Source organism: Actinotignum urematis (assembly GCF_051264595.1).
Classification (GTDB): Bacteria; Actinomycetota; Actinomycetes; order Actinomycetales; family Actinomycetaceae; genus Actinotignum; species Actinotignum timonense_A.
Genome location: NZ_JBOZBG010000001.1, coordinates 90,666 through 106,626 on the forward strand (window position 1 = coordinate 90,666; position 15,961 = coordinate 106,626).

Sequence of the window (15,961 nt, forward strand, 5' to 3'; positions counted from 1 at the left end):
CTCTAAGCCATAGATATCGGGAGGTAATCATGACGGAGTTCTCACCGGCACGAATTCGGGTGCAGCACCTGAATGAGATGGTCGCTAACGGAGAGGTGCTCACGGCACTCACCTGCTATGACGCTCTAACAGCGCGGATCTTGGACGCGGCCGGAATCGATATTTTGGTGGTGGGTGATTCCATTGGCAATACCGCCCTGGGATTCTCCTCCACGATCCAGGTCACCCTGGAAGATATTGAGCGAGCCACCAGCGCCGTCATGCGCGGCACCACCCGGGCTTTTATTATTGCCGATATGCCCATGGGCACTTACGAAGAAAGCCCCGCGCAGGCTATCCGCACCGCTATCCGCCTGGTGCGGGCCGGGGCGGACGCGGTGAAACTGGAAGGCGGGGAAGCTTTCGCCCCCACCGTCGAAGCCCTCACCAAAGCCGGGATTAACGTGGTGGCCCACGTGGGTTATCGCCCCCACGCGGATGCCGCCCTGGGTGGCCCGCGGGTCCAGGGCCGGGATGAAGAAGAAAGCGAGGCCATTATTGATGACGCGGTCTCGCTGGAGAAGGCCGGAGCTATTGCCGTCGTCGTCGAAATGGTACCCGGGAAACTCGGAGCAAAAATTACCGAGATTCTTTCGGTTCCCACCCTCGGAATCGGGGCCGGGTATCGCACCTCCGGGCAGTTGCTGGTCTGGCCGGATATGGCCGGGATGACCGAATGGCAGCCCTCCTACGCCAAGCGTTTCGGCGAGGTGGGTGCGGCGCTGAGCAACGCGGTCACCGCTTTCCGCACGGCCGTCAAGGGCCGGGAATTCCCCGATAAGGAGCACAGTTTCTAAGCCATTACAATGGTGGCTATGAGTCTTGCAGCACGTGCGCCGCTCGGTACGGCGCGTCCCGGAAAGATTTCTCCGCGCCGTAAAGTTCCGGCTTCCATTGAACGCCCCGAATACATGTTCCATGACGGGCCGGAAGTGATCACCGCCTCGGATGTGAAAACCGAGGAAACGATTGAGCGGATTCGGGTGGCGGGAACCATTGCCGCGGATGCCATGTACGAGGCCGCCAAAGCGATCCGCCCGGGCGTCAGCACCGATGAATTGGATCGCATCGCGCACGAGTACATGATCGATAACGGGGCCTACCCTTCTTGCCTGGGCTATATGGGCTTCCCCAAGTCGATCTGCACCTCCGTGAACGAGGTTATCTGCCACGGCATCCCCGATGACCAGGTACTACGCGAGGGCGACATTATTAATCTGGATGTCACGGCCTATAAGGACGGCGTGCACGGGGATACCAATGCCACCTTCGGCGTGGGCGAGATCGACGAAGAATCCCGCCTCCTCATCGAACGCACCGCCACCGCTACCCTGCGCGGTATTAAAGCGGCACGCCCCGGGCGCCAGGTCAATGTGATCGGGCGGGTCATCGAGTCTTACACCAAGCGTTTCGATTACGGGGACGTCCGCGATTTCACCGGGCACGGTGTAGGCGAAGCTTTCCACTCCGGCCTTATTATTCCTCATTACGACGCCGCACCTTTGCACGGGGAAACTATTGAAGAGAATATGGTCTTTACGGTCGAGCCCATGGTGACCCTGGGAACAATCGACTATGAGATCTGGGATGATGACTGGACCGTTGTGACCAAGGATCGCGGGCGCACCGCCCAATTCGAGCACACCATCGTGGTGCGGGAAAGCGGGCCCGAAATCCTTACGCTGCCCTCCGATCCGAATCTCGGGCTGCGGCTCTAGGCGGGTAGACACGAGCTGATGTACAACGCGGGGGCGGATCCGAAAATCCGCCCCCGCTGTCATCTTGGCCTATACGCCGGGTTCTGTACCGCTTGCGCGGCGGCGACCATCCATCTACGTGCGCCATTGCTGACGCACTCTAGCAATCCACCCGTGCCCTAGACGAGGAGCCTTGCGGGGCACTGTCTGATCTTGCTCCCGGTGGGGCTTGCCGTGCCATGCCGGTCACCCGGCACGCGGTGGTCTCTTACACCACCCTTTCACCCTTACCTTGCGGCGGTTTACTTTCTGTTGCGCTTTCCCGCGGGTCACCCCGGGTGGGCGTTACCCACCACCGTCCTCTACGGAGCCCGGACGTTCCTCGAGGCGCATACGCGCCGCGCGGCCGCCCGGCCAACATGACCCGTTTATGCTACCAGCCTGGCGGGCGCGCGGGCGCAGACCTACTGGCACGTGGGTAGCAGACCTACGGGCGCGCGGTGGGCAACCCTGCGGGGCGCGGGTGCCGCTATACAGTGCGCGGCGGTCACCCCTGGATTCCGATCAGGATTCTAATCGGGGTTTCAGCAGCATCTAAGAATGCCGTTTCTGAATGTATCTCCCCCATCGATTACCACGAGTAATTATGCAATACTGTTTCCTTACTCACATACGAAAGTCCGAATGCGCGGGAAAGTAAGGCAAGCCGTTCTCACCCCCGCAGCAGCGATTGTCAAGTCTTTGAGGATCCCTTGCCCGTAAATATTAAACCTGCTTAGAATCCAGACAACAGGCAAAACAGCGACGTTTCGCGCGTTTTCTCTGTTAGTAGGTAATGGCTGCGGGGGCCGACTTTGCGTGAGGGTCGGCTCCCGCACCTCTCTCCGCAACGTTGCGTGAATGCTCCACACGCTGCGCAACACCGCGAATACCTGCCACGCGCCACCGCTACCCACCACCGTAGACGCTCACCACATTTAACCAAAGGTCATGTACGAATATACAGTCTGGCTCGTAGACTTTAGCTGTTTTATAAACGCTCAAAAGTTGCAGATTAGCCGCTCCGGGTAGTACTGCACGTCTTCGCGAAGGATCCCCATGACACAGCGCATCTCCCGACTCGCCAGTACTCTTACCGTGACCACCCTCGCCCTCAGCATGGCGAGCACCGTTGCCGCCCATGCCCAGCCGGCCGCCGACTCCCCCACCCCGGGAGCCTCCTTTACCTCCTGCACGGATTCCCCCAAAGCGAAGGCCGCGGTGGATGAAGCAAAGGCCGAACGCGAGGCACTGGTCAAGAAAACGGAAACGGCGCAGCAGGAGCTCGCCGCCGCTCAGGAAGCGGCAACGGCGGCGCAGGCCGCCAAGGATGCAGCAGCCGCGAAACTGAGCGAGGCGGATAAGGCCGCTCAGGCCGCCGCGGAGGCACGCGACAGTGCCAAGACCGCACTCGATGCTTTCCAGGCGGAAGGTCAGGCCGCGAAAGATGCGCTTCCCGCGGCCCGCACCGCCCTCGAGGAGGCGGAGGGCCGGGTAGGCGCGGCGTCGTCGCAAAAAGACAAGGACAGCGCGGCGGTAACGGAAGCGCAGCGCGTTCTTGAGGAAAAGAACGCGGATCTCGCCGCAAAGACGCAGGCCGAGAAGGATGCACGCGCGAAGCTGGAGGCGGCGCAGGCCGCCGAGGCCGCAGGCAATGCCGAACGCGAGAAGCTCGCCGCGCAGTTGCGTGAGGTGACCGAGAAGAAGGCGCAGGCGGATGCGGATGTGACCGCGGCGCAGGCGAAGGAACGCGCGGCGCAGGATACCCGTTCCGAGGTGGTTGCGCGGGAGGAGGAAAAGGTCGCCGCCGCGCAGCGCGGGTACGACGACGCTGTTGCCGCCCTTCCCGCCGCTCAGGCCGCGAAGGAGGAAGCCCAGCAGGCGGCAGCCGCAGCCGCTAACGACGTGACCGCCAAGCGTGGCGAGGACGAAGCTGCCCAGGCGAAGGCCAAGGATTCGGAAGCGAAGCTGGCGCAGGCCACGCAGAAGCTCGGTGATCTTGAGAACGCCGTGACCGACCTGAAGAACCGCCAGGCCGAGGTGGAGGCCGCGCTGCCCGCGCTCGAACAGGCGAAGAATGACGCTGAGGCCGCCTACAACGAAGCCCAGGCGGCCGAGGATGAAGCCAGGGATTGGTACGAGGCGGCTGCCGGAGATAAGAAGAATTTCACCGACGCGGACGTAGAGCAGTACCGGCAGGAATGGGAGGCGAAGAAGGCCGAAACCGCACCGAAGAAGGCGGCTTTCACGCAGGCTAATGATGCCTATACCGCTAAGGTTGCGGAAAAGGATCAGCTGGCCACCCAGGTTCCGGCGAAGGAAGCCGAGCGCGATGCCGCGCAGACCGAGAAGACCGGGCTGGAGACAGCTCACGCTGCGAATCAGCAGGCCGCGCAGGACAGCGCCGCGAAGCTGACCGCCGCGGTGGAAACCGAGAAGGCCAAGCGCGCTGCTCTTGCGGAGAAGGACGCGGCGCTCACCGCGGCCCAGCAGCAGGTAGAAACGACGAAGGCGGCTCTCGCTGCAGCGGAAGCGGCCGCCGCGGAAGCGACCCGCCCGGTGGATGAGGCCCTGGCCGCGGCCCAGCGGGAAACCGCCGCCGCGCAGGAGAAAGCCACGCAGCTAGCCACCGAGCACGCCGCACTTTCCGAGCAGATCATGACCGTGCACGTACCCAAGTGGAATGATCTGCGCCTCAAGCGTGAAGATGCACAGCAGGAGCAGACCCAAGCGGCCGGTGCGCTCGCGGAGGCAGAGGCCGCGAAGGGCGCTGCGGATCAGGAGCTTGAGAAGGCGAAAACTGCGGCGCAGAAGAGCGCTGCGGCGGTTACGTCCGCTGAAGCTGAGCGTGACGCGACGCGCCAGAAGGTAGCGGAGCTGGAAGCGGCCGGCGCGAAGCTGGACGGTTTGCAGGCCGAATACGACACGTTGGCCGCGGCTGCTACCCAGCCGGAGGCGGATGCTGCTGCGGCCCGTGAGCAGGATGCGGCCGCTGGCACGGCACTTGCGGACGCGACGGCGAAGGCCGCGGAGGCCGATGCGGCGGTAAAGCGTTCCACGGATGATCTTGCCGCGCTTGATACGCGTATCGCGGCGCTGCGGACTTTCCTGGACAAGTGCGCTGCTGAGGAAGCGGAGCGGCCGGGCGCGGGCGAACAGCCGGGTACCCCGGGCGCTCCTGAAACTCCGGCACAACCGGAACAACCGGCTAATCCAGAGCAGCCCGGAACCGGAACCGCGGCTCCGAGCACGCCGGCACCGAGCACGCCGGCACCGGGAGCTTCTGCGCAGAATCCTTCAGCGCAGGGCGGCAAGCATGCCGATCCTTCTGCACCGCTCGCCCGCGGTCAGCAGTCGGTTGCCAAGCACGCGGCACCCGCGGCGCAGCTGCCGAGCACCGGCGCGGAGAGCAGCGGCATCGCGGGTTCAGCTCTGCTGCTGATGCTTGCCGGAACGGGCGCGGTGGCGTACGCCTCCCGTAAGCGCACCACGCGCTAAAGCCGCACAACATAGAGTGCGCATAAGAACACCATTTTCAGCTGATTTCGTGTTTCTTATGCGCACTCTGTGTCTCTCATAGTTTCGAATGCGCACTCCGCACGTCCCCGCCTGGCAATTGCTCTGGCGGGGACGGGTTGTTTTTCCGAGCTGTACTACATCTGTCGTATATGCGAAGTACAGGCGTGAAAAAGAGAGCCGGCCTAGGCTTCGTCGTAATCAACCGGCACGATAATGCAGTCGTAGTCCTCAGAAAGATAAATCTCATCTTCCGGGGTGGCCTTGATTTGCGCCACTTCCACCGGGGAAAGTGTGATTCCCGCCCCGGTAGCACCGTTAGGCGTCATGGTCATAACCGCGTAGCCGCCGGTAGCAACCGAGTGTTCGTACACTTTTTTGAGCGATTCTGCCAGCGGTGCATAGAGTTCCTCGCGCTGAGCGCGGATTTTTTCTTGGGAAGCGGTGATGTCCGCGACCACGTCCTCCAGTTCGGAACGCTGGGCCAGTACTTTTTCTTGGAGTGAATCGATAGCTGCACCCAATTCCCGCACTCGCTCTTCGCCACCTTCAACAGCTTCGAGCGCAGCGAACTCCTTTTCCGACGTTTCTTCCAGGGTGGTGCGCAGCGCCGCCATTTCGTCTTCCAGCACGAGCAGATCGCGGGAGGTCAGCCCGGTGCCGGCATTATATTTTTCTTCTTTGTCCGCTACCTGGCGAGCCAAATCCGCGCTGGTCTTCTCCACACTCGCTAACTCCGCCCGCGCCTGCTCCAACTGCGTCTCCGCCGCGGTTTTTTCCCGCCCGCGCGCGGCAATCGCGTTGAGGAGTTTACCCAAAGAGGCTCGCAGCGGATGCTGGGTATTTTCCCGCTCGAGGCGATTGAGCTGCGCGTCCAAGTCTGCAACCTGAAGCAGGATAAGTTGATCGGCACGGGGTGCTTTCATCGGGTGGATCTCCTTCGACTCGCACGAAAGGCGCACGGCGCGCCTTCCCCTATTCTATGTGGGAGAACCGGCCCCGCGCAGCGAGCTCACCCGCGCAGCACCGATGGCCCGGCAAGCATGACGTAGCCCGGCCGGCACCACTGCGCCGTCGTACTTTAACCGCGCAGCGCAATATTCCAAGCATCCGTGGGAATCTCGGAAATATACGTATCCAGCTGCGGGAAGCGTGCGAGCAAACGCTGCTCCATCTCGCTCAGTACCGGCCATTCGCTAGCCCAGTGGGTGGCGCAGATGAGGGCGCAGCCGCCGTCCCAAATATGGTCGGTGGCCGGGTGGTGGCGCAGATCCGCGGTGAGATAAGCATCCGCGCCCGCGGCTTTCGCGGCTGCCAATAGCGAATCCCCCGACCCGGAGCAGATGGCTAGCCGCCGCACCACTCGCTGCGGATCGCCAGCTCCGAGCACGCCGGCCGGGGTATGCGGCAGCACCTGCGCGACCCGCTCGACCAGCTGCCCGAAAGGCACGGCTGCGATGCTGCCCACCCCGCCTATTCCGGATTCGGGATCCAGCGGCGCTTCAATCTCCACGTCCAGCAGCCGCGCGAGCGCGGCGGTGGAGGCCACCACGTCCGCATTGGTGTGCGCACTAAAAAGCGCAACCCGCCCGCGCACCAGCTGCGTGATCCACCTTCCCTTGGCGAACGTTCCCGCCACGGTCGAGGTTCCCCGCAAAAAGAGCGGGTGGTGGGTGATGAGGAGGTCGGCCCCGCGTTCGCAGGCTTCTTGCACGGTTGCTTCACACGGGTCGACGGCGAAACCGACGCTGCGCACCTCGTCGCTGGGCAGGCCGGCCACCAGGCCGACCCGGTCCCAGCTTTCCGCGCATGCGGGTGGGAAGAATTCGTCCATGGCCGCGGTGATATCCGCCACTGTATACGTCATGGACTCACCCTACCCTAGGACGCCGTGCGCTCCACGGTGCTCTCCCATTCCTTGTGGAAAATTTCCTCCTCGTGATCGAAAGCAGTGACCACCGATTGCACGTAGAAGTTCTCCGCATCGCAGCGAATGCGAGTATCTGCTTCCAGGCGGACCTCCCAACCGATATCCGGGCGGGCCAACCCGATTTTCCATTCGGCTTCGGTGCGGGCCGAAAGCGGGTCATCCCAGGAAATCCAGTAGCGTTCCACGGAATCTTCGTCATAGTGGAGGCCGTCCGGGTAAACCCGGGTGCCTCCGTAGGCCGGATCTACCTGGATGAACGTCTCTTTCTTCACCACGTCGCGGGTGATAAGGCGTTCGGGACGGCGGGCTCCGGCAGCCCCAGCTTCCGGGTACTTCACGTCCAAACCAACGGGCTGGACCGGCCCGGCGAAACGCACCGCATCATCGAGCGCATCGCGCTCTCCCCCGGGGCGAATCGGGCGGGCGGGCACCACCAGCGCGGAGGCCCCCAGATCCACTTCCACCCCGGCGTTTTCCCGCGCCGGCCAAATCCACGGCCAGTAAGCACTGGAAAGCGCCACCCGCAATGTGTGCCCGGCCGCGAAATGGTAGCCAATACCGGTGAGTGGAATCTCCACATCCACCCACTGCCCCGCGGGCATCTCCACGATCCGCTCGCGCCCCTCGCGGGCGCTCAGGTTGAGGTTCCCGCGAGTGATGAGCGTGGAGGCACCGTCCAGGGCCACATCTTCCAGGCGCACATACATATGCCCGCGCTCCCCGCCGTTACGCAAGCGCAGCAACGCCCTGGCATTACCGAGAATCTCGACCGATTCCCCCAGGTAAAAATCGCAGGTCACCGCGCGGCCATCGTCGGCGCGCTGATCGACCGGCAAATCGGCGTCGTTCCCGTACGGGAAGTACCGCCCGGCATCCGAGCCGATGTCTTGCGGCGACTTCACAAGAATCGTGCCACCACGCACCGCACCCGGCGATACGCTCGCCCGCCCCAATTCAAAACGAAGCGACTCAATATCCGGGGAGGGCCAGGCGCGTTCCGCCACCCAGCGGCCCTCAATTTCCTCGTATACCGAGGCTGGGCGCATGGGGTCACTGATCCAGGTGCGCAGCAGCGGCTCATCCATCGCGCCGTTATCCACGCCCTTGAGCCACCTATCCCACCAGCGCAGCGTTTCCCCGAGGAAATCAATATGCGGGCCCGGGCGCAGATCGCGATCCGGGTACTGGTGGCTCCACGGCCCGAGCAGCCCGCGCACGTTCTTCCCCAGTGCGGAGAGATTCTCCACCAGGCGCAGCACGGTATCGCGGTACGGATCAAACCAGCCACCCACCGCGAGCACCGCTGCATCGAGTTTCGAATAATCCTCACACACCGAGCCGTGTTTCCAGTAGGCATCGCGGGTTTGGTGACTCATCCAGGTATCTACGTAGGGCTCCATATTATTGAGGCGCTTCAGCCACATGGACTTCCACTTCTCCCCCACGGCGCGCGGGTCCGGCGGCCGGGATTCGAAGGCGAGCATGGTGGCTCCCCAGGCGTGCATATCCACCGCGAGCATCGAGCCGCCGAAATAATGCACGTCATTGTCGTAGCGATCGTCGGTGGAGCAGGTGGTGACAATCGCTTTGAGGGCTTCCGGCTGGTAGGAGGCGAGCTGGAGCGAATTGAAACCGCCCCAGGAAATCCCGAACATGCCCACGCTCCCCGTGCACCACTCCTGCGCGGCAATCCACTCGATGACTTCCAGGCCGTCTTTATGTTCCTGCGCATCGTATTCATCGCCCGGGATGCCCTCGGAATTGCCGTGCCCGCGGATATCGACCCGGATGGAGTCGTAGCCGTGCCCGGCGTAATACGGGTGGCGTTCGTGATCGCGCGGCGCGGTCCAGTCTCCGCTGCGGTAGGGCAGATACTCCAGGATCGCCGGCACTTTTTCCTCCGTGCGCGGCATCCAGGCTTTCATCCACAGCCGGGTGCCGTCCGAGAGCGGAATCCACCCCTCGCGAATCTCAGTCTCGTAGGGAAAATCTGTGATGTACTCCATTGTTCTCCTTCCTAGGCGTCTGTGCCGTGTTGTTTTTATGCGTGTGCTGCGGTTTTCGTGGGGCGCGTTGAGGAACGACGACGCCGCCAGCTTTACGCGACGACTTTCATACGTGAGCGCATCCACGGAGTAAGCGCCATGAGCAGCACGCCGTAACCGATAACCACCGCTCCCTGCACTCCGAAGTAGGCAGGGATGGAGGCGGCCATATTTTCGTAATCGAAGAATTTCACCACCTGGGCTTGGATGCCCTGGGCGCAGGCCATGGCCGCGAACCACAGGGCCATGGTTTGGGAGGCGAAAGCCCGCGGGGCGAGTTTGGTGGTGGCCGACATCCCCGAGGTTTGCAGCACCAGGTCCCCCAGGCCGAGGAAGATATAGCATCCCACCAGCCACAGTGGCATGAGGAGGGCCCCGCGCGGGGTGAGGATGCCCGCGAGTGCCACGATGACGAAGGCGATCCCGCCGAGCACCGCGCCCAGCCCCACTTTCGCGGCCACGTGCGGTTGGCGTTTGCCCATTTTCAGCCAGATCCAGGCGAGCACCGGCCCCATGATGATTTCCACGATGGCGGTGAGGGAAATGTAATAGGAGGAGGGGTAACTCAGGGAGCCGATGGTGTTATCGGTGGCGTTGAGGGCCACGAGGTTGAGGGTATTTCCGGTTTGGAAATAGAGCAGGTTGTAGAGGATGAGGGCGATGAGCAGCAGCGCGTAGGGGATGAGATTGCGCCGTTCTACCGGGGTGACCTTCGGGGAGCGGTACATCCACAGGAAGAAGAACACCGGCACGATCCAGGTGATCACGGAGATGCCATTGACGACGTCGCTGAGTGTGGCGGAGGAGAAGGTGGCGAAAAGCGTGGCTACCGCCACCACTGCTCCAACCAGTCCCACGAGCATCCAGAAGGAACGGTCCGCCACGAAACTGGCGCGGATGCGATGTGCTTTGGCGCGCCCGGATAGATTTTTCCCGGTTGCCACGTAGGCGATGAGGCCGAGGATCATTCCCACCGCGGCGGAGGCGAAACCGGCGTGCCAGTGCACCCGTTGGCCGAGGAACCCGGCCACCAGCGGCCCGAGGAACGCCCCGATATTAATACCGGCGTAGTAGATGGAGAAGCCGGCATCGCGGCGGCTATCCCCGGGTGCGTAGAGTTCACCCACCATGGTGGAAACATTGGGTTTGAGGAGCCCGGTTCCCACCACGATGAGGCCCAGGCCCACCCAGGTGAAGAATTCGGTGGGGATACCCATGGCGATATGGCCCGCGGCAATAACAATGCCGCCCCAGAGCACCGTGCGGTAGGTGCCGGAAATCCGATCCGCGATCCAGGCGCCCGCGATGGAAAGCAGGTAGACGAGGGCACCGTAGGCGGCCACGATGGAAGATCCCACGTCCTCCGCGTAGCCGAGCCCGCCGCTGGCGATGGCATCGGTGAAGTAGAGGACCAGAATGGCTTGGAAGCCCAGGTAGGAGAAACGCTCCCAGAGTTCCAGGCCGAAAAGGGAATACAGGCCGGTGGGTTGGCCCATAAAGGAGCGGGTGGCGCGGGCGCGCCGGTCGCGGCGCAGGGCTTCCTTATGTTCCTTAATGTACTTTTTGGGATTCTCGACGTTATCGGGGACCTGCGCGGCAATCTGCGCGTGGGTGGGTAGGTCAGTCACGTGGTACTCCTTCTCGAAAAACGGGACCGTCTGACCCCGCTATCGCGGCCGCTTCCTCCTTTCTCTAGGCGCGCGCGTGCGTCCTTCCGGGGCAGCGCGACGGGCGCGCATCCCCGGCTTTTCCAAGCACAGCAGGGGCACTTTTCGGCCCTGCTATCCGTTTTCCAGGGTAACAAGCACCTCCGACATAACCGCTATTTGAGTACTTTTTTATCGTTTTCGCCCTACCGCCCACCCGCCGCAAGCCCTGAGCCCGTAGGAAAAACTCGAATAGACATGACATCGGTCACATTGATAGGCTGTGGGGCATGACCACATGCGATATTCCCACCATTCCCCTTGCCGATGGCGGCCAGATTCCCCTGGTTGGGATCGGATCCCTACTGGCCAAAGGTAACGAGCTTGCCACCACGCTCGGCCAGATCATTGCCGATGGCTACCGCCTTATCGATACCGCCCAGCAGTACGCCAATGAAACGGCCGTCGGCGAGGCGGTGAAACGCTCCGGGGTTCCCCGCGCGGAGGTATTCATCACCTCGAAGGTGGCCGGCGGGGAACAGGGGAAGCGGTACACCCGGCGCAGTATTGAGGATTCGCTGCGTCGCCTAGATACCGATTACCTCGACGCCCTCCTTATCCACTGGCCCAATCCTTCCCGTGGCCTATACGTGGAAACCTGGGAGGAGATGCTCGCGGCGCAGGCAGAGGGCCTGGTGCGCGACGTAGGGGTCTCGAATTTCTTGCCCGAGCATCTCACACACCTTTATAAGGCCACCGGAGTTTGGCCGGTACTCAACCAGATCCAGCTCTCAGTCGCTCTTCCGCGCATCGATCTGCGCGCTTTCCACGAGCGCCACGGTATTGTCACCCAGGCGTGGCGGCCGCTCGGCGGGCCGGAAAAGCTGCTGGATCAAATCGTGGTGAAGCGCCTGGCGGCCAAGCACGGGGTGAGTGCCGGGCAGATTGTGCTGCGCTGGTGTGTCCAGCAGGGCATTGTGGTGATTCCGTCGTCGTCCCAACGCGAGCGCTGGCGGGCAAATGCCGATCTGTTCAACTTCACCCTGGATGACTCGGATATGCGCGATCTGGCCGCCTTAGACACCGGGGACCTGCACGTGTGGGATGCGCGCACGCACGAAGAGTGGTAGCGGAATTTCGCGGCGCCCACGGAATAAAAAGTGGGCCCGACCGGATTCGAACCGATGACACCCTGGGTGTAAACCAGGTGCTCTGACCAACTGAGCTACGGGCCCGCGCGCTGCGCACTCGGATGATCCTACCCGATGCGCGGCCCGCGCGCACCTTCGCGCCGAAAATACCGGCAGCGCTTCCGTTGCGACTGTCCGCCGGCGCTACCGGCCCGGCTTACCGCCCGGCTCCGCGCGCAGCTCCCGCCGGCTCTAGTAGCGCAGGCCCTTATTGGTTAGGCGCACGCCCGTCCAGGACTCCCCGAGGGCCACGGATGTGGTTGGTTGCATGCCCGCGGTATCAGCAGCCTCTTCAATATCGTTATGCGGCACCGCATTCGACACTCGCCCGGTGGGCACGAAGAGCCAGCAGATAGCATTTTCGTCATCGAAATTAGCCTTGATATCCAGGAGCAAATCGGTGAGGTCATCGACGTCTCCGTCGTCCGCGCGCCACCAAGCGATGGCGCCGTCCACGATATCGCGCGAATCTTCGTCCACCAGCGCGCTTCCGATAGTTTCTTCGATCTGCGCGCGGACCTGGGCGGCTACGTCGTCGTCGTAGCCAAATTCTTGGATGATGTTCCCTTTCTGGAAACCAAACGAACTCATGGCTTAAGCTCATCTGATCGCCGGCATTTTTTCAAGTTAATCTCAGCCGCGTCGCCCGTGATTTTGGTGATCATTACCGTACGACAACGCACGGCGCCCGCTTCCCGGGCGCCGCGAAAGGCACCGGCCATGCGCCCCGTCCACCGCTTAGCTTAATTCCGCTCATGCCTGTGCGATGGCTCTCAACAACGCGGTAATATACGAGTGTATGTGTAAGAGGTACCACAGCCGTTCTGGGACCAAAGCCGCGAACGGGTAGCCTTGACACGTCCCTAAGAACTACAACCACTCAAGCAATGGAGGAGATTCCGTGGCTTCACAAGATTCTGATGATCGCATGGTGTCCGGCCAGCTCAGCCAGATCCCGGATGTTGATCCGGAAGAAACCCGCGAATGGCTCGCGTCCGTGGATGATCTGATTGAAACAAATGGTGCGGATCGGGCGCGGTTTATCCTCGCCAGCGTGGATGAACACGCGCGCGCCAAGGGAGTTTCGGTCTCCCCTGATCTCGTCACGCCCTATATCAATACGATTCCGGCGGAAGAAGAACCTCCGTACCCGGGCACCCCGGAAGAAGAGGAACTCGAACACCAATTCCGCAGCTGGACCCGGTGGAATGCGGCCGTGATGGTCACGCGCGCCCAGCGCCCCGGCGTGGGGGTAGGCGGCCATATTTCCTCCTACGCCGCCCAGGCTACCCTTTACGAAGTGGGCTTCAACCACTTCTTCCGCGGCCCGGATGCTCCCGGTGGCGGGGACCAAATCTTCTTCCAGGGCCACTCCTCCCCCGGTAATTACGCGCGTGCCTACCTGGAAGGGCGCCTGACGGAAGCCGATCTGGATTCCTTCCGCCAGGAAGCCTCCCGTATTTCCGGCGGGCGCGGCCTGCCCTCCTACCCGCATCCCCACCAGATGCCGGACTTCTGGCAGTTCCCCACCGTGTCCCTCGGGCTGGGCGCCACGAACTCCATCTACCAGGCTTGGTTCAATCGCTACCTGAGCGAACGCGGCATTAAGGACACCTCGGATTCGCACGTATGGGCCTTCCTGGGCGATGGCGAAATGGACGAACCCGAATCGCGCGGTATGCTTCAGCTGGCCGCCTCCCAAAAGTTGGATAACCTCACCTGGGTAGTCAATTGCAACCTCCAGCGCCTGGACGGCCCGGTGCGCGGCAACGGCAATATCGTGCAGGAACTCGAATCCTTCTTTAAGGGCGCGGGCTGGAATGTCATCAAGGTGCTGTGGGGTTCGGGTTGGGATAAGCTCCTCGCCCAGGATAAGGACCACGCCCTCGTGGATCTCATGACCTCTACCCCGGACGGTGACTACCAGGGCTTCAAGGCGAATGACGGTTCCTACGTGCGCAATAACTTCTTCGGGCGCGATCCGCGCACGAAGGCCATGGTGGAAGATTGGTCCGATGATGAGATTTGGGCGCTGCGCCGCGGCGGCCACGATCACCACAAGATCTACGCTGCCTACCGGGCAGCCCTGGCCCATAAGGGCCAGCCCACCGTGATTCTGGCGCAGACGGTCAAGGGTTATGACCTCGGCTCGAACTTCGCCGGGCGTAATGCCACCCACCAGATGAAGAAGCTCAATAGCAATGATCTCAAATTGCTGCGCGATACCCTGCGTATCCCCATTGATGATTCCGAGCTGGAAGATCCCTATAACGCGCCCTACTACAAGCCGGCTGAAGATCACCCGGCCATGAAGCATATGCGCGAGCGGCGCGAAGCACTCGGCGGCTACCTCCCCCAGCGCCGCACCCACCAGGGTGGGATCGCACTGCCGGCCGATAAGCCCTTCCAGTCCATGAAGAAGGGTTCGGGCAAGCAAAAGGTGGCCACCACGATGGCCCTGGTTCGCCTGCTCAAGGACATTATGCGCGATAAGGAATTCGGCTTCCGCATGGTGCCGATCGTTCCGGACGAAGCGCGTACCTTCGGCATGGATTCCATGTTCCCCTCCGCCAAGATCTTCAATACCCAGGGCCAGCAGTACACCGCGGTGGACCACGATATGCTGCTGTCCTACAAGGAATCCACTCAGGGCCAGCTGCTCCACACCGGTATTACCGAAGCCGGTTCCCTCTCCGCTTTCGTGGCGGCCGGAACCTCGTATGCCACCCATAACACCCCGATGGTGCCTTTCTACATCTTCTACTCGATGTTCGGGTTCCAGCGCACCGGGGATCAGTTCTGGGCGGCCTACGACCAGCTGGCACGCGGCTTCATTATCGGTGGCACCGCCGGGCGCACCACCCTCACGGGTGAAGGCTCCCAGCATATGGACGGGCATTCCCCCGTGCTGGCCTCCACCAACCCGGGCATGATTATTTACGATGCGGCCTACGCTTATGAACTCGGCCATATCTTCAAGGATGGCCTGAAGCGTATGTACGGGGATGGATCTGACGGGCGTGAGCAGAACGTCATGTACTACCTCACGGTCTACAACGAGCCCATCCACCAGCCCGCCGAACCGGAGAATGTGGACGTGGATGGCATTATCCGCGGTATCTACAAGCTCGATGAGGCCGATGGCCTGGGCGGCCCGCGCGTCAATCTGCTCTCCTCGGGCGTGGGGGTGCGCTGGGCCCGCGAAGCCAAGCGCATGCTGCGCGATGACTGGGGCGTGGATGCCACCGTCTACTCGGTGACCTCCTGGTATGAGCTGCGTAAAGACGGCTTGGCCACCAACGAATACAACTACCTCCACCCGGAGGAAGAACCGCGTAAGGCCTACGTGACCGCGAAGCTGGAAGGCGAAGAAGGTCCCTTCATCGCCACCTCCGATTTTGAGCACCAGGTCCAGGATTCCATCCGCGAATGGATCCCCGGTGATTATGAGACGCTCGGCGCCAAGGGCATTGGTATTTCCGATACCCGCCCGGCCGCCCGGCGCTACTTCAAGATCGACGACGCCACCATGGTGGTGCGGGCCCTGTACGCGCTGGCCAAGGCCGGCAAGATCGACCGCTCGGTTGTCCGCCAGGCAATCGAGAAGTACGATCTGCATAACCCGGCAGCCGCCGAACCGGTTCCCGATAACGACCCGGAGTAAAGCGGCCCGGGCCACGCCGGCTCTCCCGGCATCACCGGGATTCCCGGCACGCCCAGGCTACGACGCTCGGGCGCTGCACCGGCAGCGGCGCAGGCCCGGCGTCGCCGTAACTAATTGAATAGTGTTTGAGCATCCGTGCTCTCACACGTAGCATAGTGTGGCGGTCCTTCCTCACGCGGCGAGCTATTTCTCGCA

10 protein-coding genes, 1 tRNA gene and 1 other RNA gene are annotated in these 15,961 nt (G+C 62.4%); 5 read left to right on the forward strand and 7 right to left on the reverse strand.

Going from position 1 to position 15,961, the window contains the following annotated elements; all coding sequences use genetic code 11:
- Nucleotides 1-29 precede the first annotated feature (29 nt).
- Together panB and map are read left to right on the forward strand one after the other, a co-directional pair.
- The gene (panB, locus tag ACRQDJ_RS00405; RefSeq protein WP_026428802.1) at nt 30-836 is read left to right on the forward strand and encodes a 3-methyl-2-oxobutanoate hydroxymethyltransferase; all 807 of its coding nucleotides are present in this window, start codon (nt 30-32) and stop codon (nt 834-836) included.
- A 9-nt stretch (nt 837-845) separates the two neighbouring features.
- Nucleotides 846-1,757 carry a type I methionyl aminopeptidase gene (gene map, locus ACRQDJ_RS00410; protein ID WP_087070663.1) on the forward strand — a complete coding sequence of 304 codons (912 nt, stop codon included), beginning with the start codon at nt 846-848 and terminating at the stop codon, nt 1,755-1,757.
- A 56-nt stretch (nt 1,758-1,813) separates the two neighbouring features.
- Here map and rnpB read toward each other — a convergent pair.
- An RNA gene (gene rnpB, locus ACRQDJ_RS00415) (RNase P RNA component class A) lies at nt 1,814-2,158 on the reverse strand.
- A 676-nt stretch (nt 2,159-2,834) separates the two neighbouring features.
- Between rnpB and ACRQDJ_RS00420 the strand changes: the two genes are divergently transcribed.
- Complete coding sequence (locus ACRQDJ_RS00420) at nt 2,835-5,273, forward strand: coiled-coil domain-containing protein (protein ID WP_284904816.1); 2,439 nt, start codon at nt 2,835-2,837, stop codon at nt 5,271-5,273.
- 203 nt (nt 5,274-5,476) lie between these two features.
- On the opposite strand, the gene ACRQDJ_RS00425 is transcribed toward ACRQDJ_RS00420, so the two are convergent.
- The 4 genes from ACRQDJ_RS00425 to ACRQDJ_RS00440 form a co-directional block, all read right to left on the reverse strand.
- A complete protein-coding gene (locus ACRQDJ_RS00425) occupies nt 5,477-6,217 on the reverse strand; it encodes a zinc ribbon domain-containing protein (RefSeq protein WP_284904817.1) in 741 nt (246 codons plus the stop codon).
- Between the two features lie 155 nt (nt 6,218-6,372).
- Nucleotides 6,373-7,158: a Nif3-like dinuclear metal center hexameric protein gene (locus ACRQDJ_RS00430; RefSeq protein ID WP_284904818.1), complete on the reverse strand. Its 786-nt coding sequence runs from the start codon at nt 7,156-7,158 to the stop codon at nt 6,373-6,375.
- Nucleotides 7,159-7,172: 14 nt separating this feature from the next.
- Entirely contained in the window at nt 7,173-9,227 is a 2,055-nt protein-coding gene (locus tag ACRQDJ_RS00435) for a CocE/NonD family hydrolase (protein WP_435717712.1), read from the reverse strand.
- A 92-nt stretch (nt 9,228-9,319) separates the two neighbouring features.
- Nucleotides 9,320-10,894, reverse strand: a complete 1,575-nt coding sequence (locus tag ACRQDJ_RS00440) for a peptide MFS transporter (RefSeq protein ID WP_284904820.1) — start codon at nt 10,892-10,894, stop codon at nt 9,320-9,322.
- Between the two features lie 308 nt (nt 10,895-11,202).
- On the opposite strand from ACRQDJ_RS00440, the gene ACRQDJ_RS00445 reads away from it, so the two are divergent.
- Nucleotides 11,203-12,042, forward strand: coding sequence for an aldo/keto reductase (locus ACRQDJ_RS00445; protein ID WP_435717713.1), 840 nt, complete (start codon nt 11,203-11,205; stop codon nt 12,040-12,042).
- 31 nt (nt 12,043-12,073) lie between these two features.
- Here the strand turns inward: ACRQDJ_RS00445 and ACRQDJ_RS00450 are convergent.
- A tRNA-Val gene (locus ACRQDJ_RS00450) sits at nt 12,074-12,147 on the reverse strand.
- A gap of 147 nt (nt 12,148-12,294) precedes the next feature.
- Nucleotides 12,295-12,693, reverse strand: coding sequence for a DUF3052 family protein (locus ACRQDJ_RS00455; RefSeq protein WP_026428793.1), 399 nt, complete (start codon nt 12,691-12,693; stop codon nt 12,295-12,297).
- A 337-nt stretch (nt 12,694-13,030) separates the two neighbouring features.
- On the opposite strand from ACRQDJ_RS00455, the gene aceE reads away from it, so the two are divergent.
- On the forward strand, nt 13,031-15,766 hold the full coding sequence (aceE, locus tag ACRQDJ_RS00460; protein WP_284904916.1) for a pyruvate dehydrogenase (acetyl-transferring), homodimeric type: 2,736 nt from the start codon (nt 13,031-13,033) through the stop codon (nt 15,764-15,766).
- The last annotated feature ends 195 nt before the right edge of the window (nt 15,767-15,961 follow it).

Excerpts from the sequence above, each read along its gene's own strand:
- panB (WP_026428802.1), top strand. The coding sequence starts at position 30 with ATGACGGAGTTCTCACCGGCACGAATTCGGGTGCAGCACCTGAATGAG.
- map (WP_087070663.1), top strand. The coding sequence starts at position 846 with ATGGTGGCTATGAGTCTTGCAGCACGTGCGCCGCTCGGTACGGCGCGT.
- ACRQDJ_RS00420 (WP_284904816.1), top strand. The coding sequence starts at position 2,835 with ATGACACAGCGCATCTCCCGACTCGCCAGTACTCTTACCGTGACCACC.
- ACRQDJ_RS00425 (WP_284904817.1), bottom strand. The coding sequence starts at position 6,217 with ATGAAAGCACCCCGTGCCGATCAACTTATCCTGCTTCAGGTTGCAGAC.
- ACRQDJ_RS00430 (WP_284904818.1), bottom strand. The coding sequence starts at position 7,158 with ATGACGTATACAGTGGCGGATATCACCGCGGCCATGGACGAATTCTTC.
- ACRQDJ_RS00435 (WP_435717712.1), bottom strand. The coding sequence starts at position 9,227 with ATGGAGTACATCACAGATTTTCCCTACGAGACTGAGATTCGCGAGGGG.
- ACRQDJ_RS00445 (WP_435717713.1), top strand. The coding sequence starts at position 11,203 with ATGACCACATGCGATATTCCCACCATTCCCCTTGCCGATGGCGGCCAG.
- ACRQDJ_RS00455 (WP_026428793.1), bottom strand. The coding sequence starts at position 12,693 with ATGAGTTCGTTTGGTTTCCAGAAAGGGAACATCATCCAAGAATTTGGC.
- aceE (WP_284904916.1), top strand. The coding sequence starts at position 13,031 with ATGGTGTCCGGCCAGCTCAGCCAGATCCCGGATGTTGATCCGGAAGAA.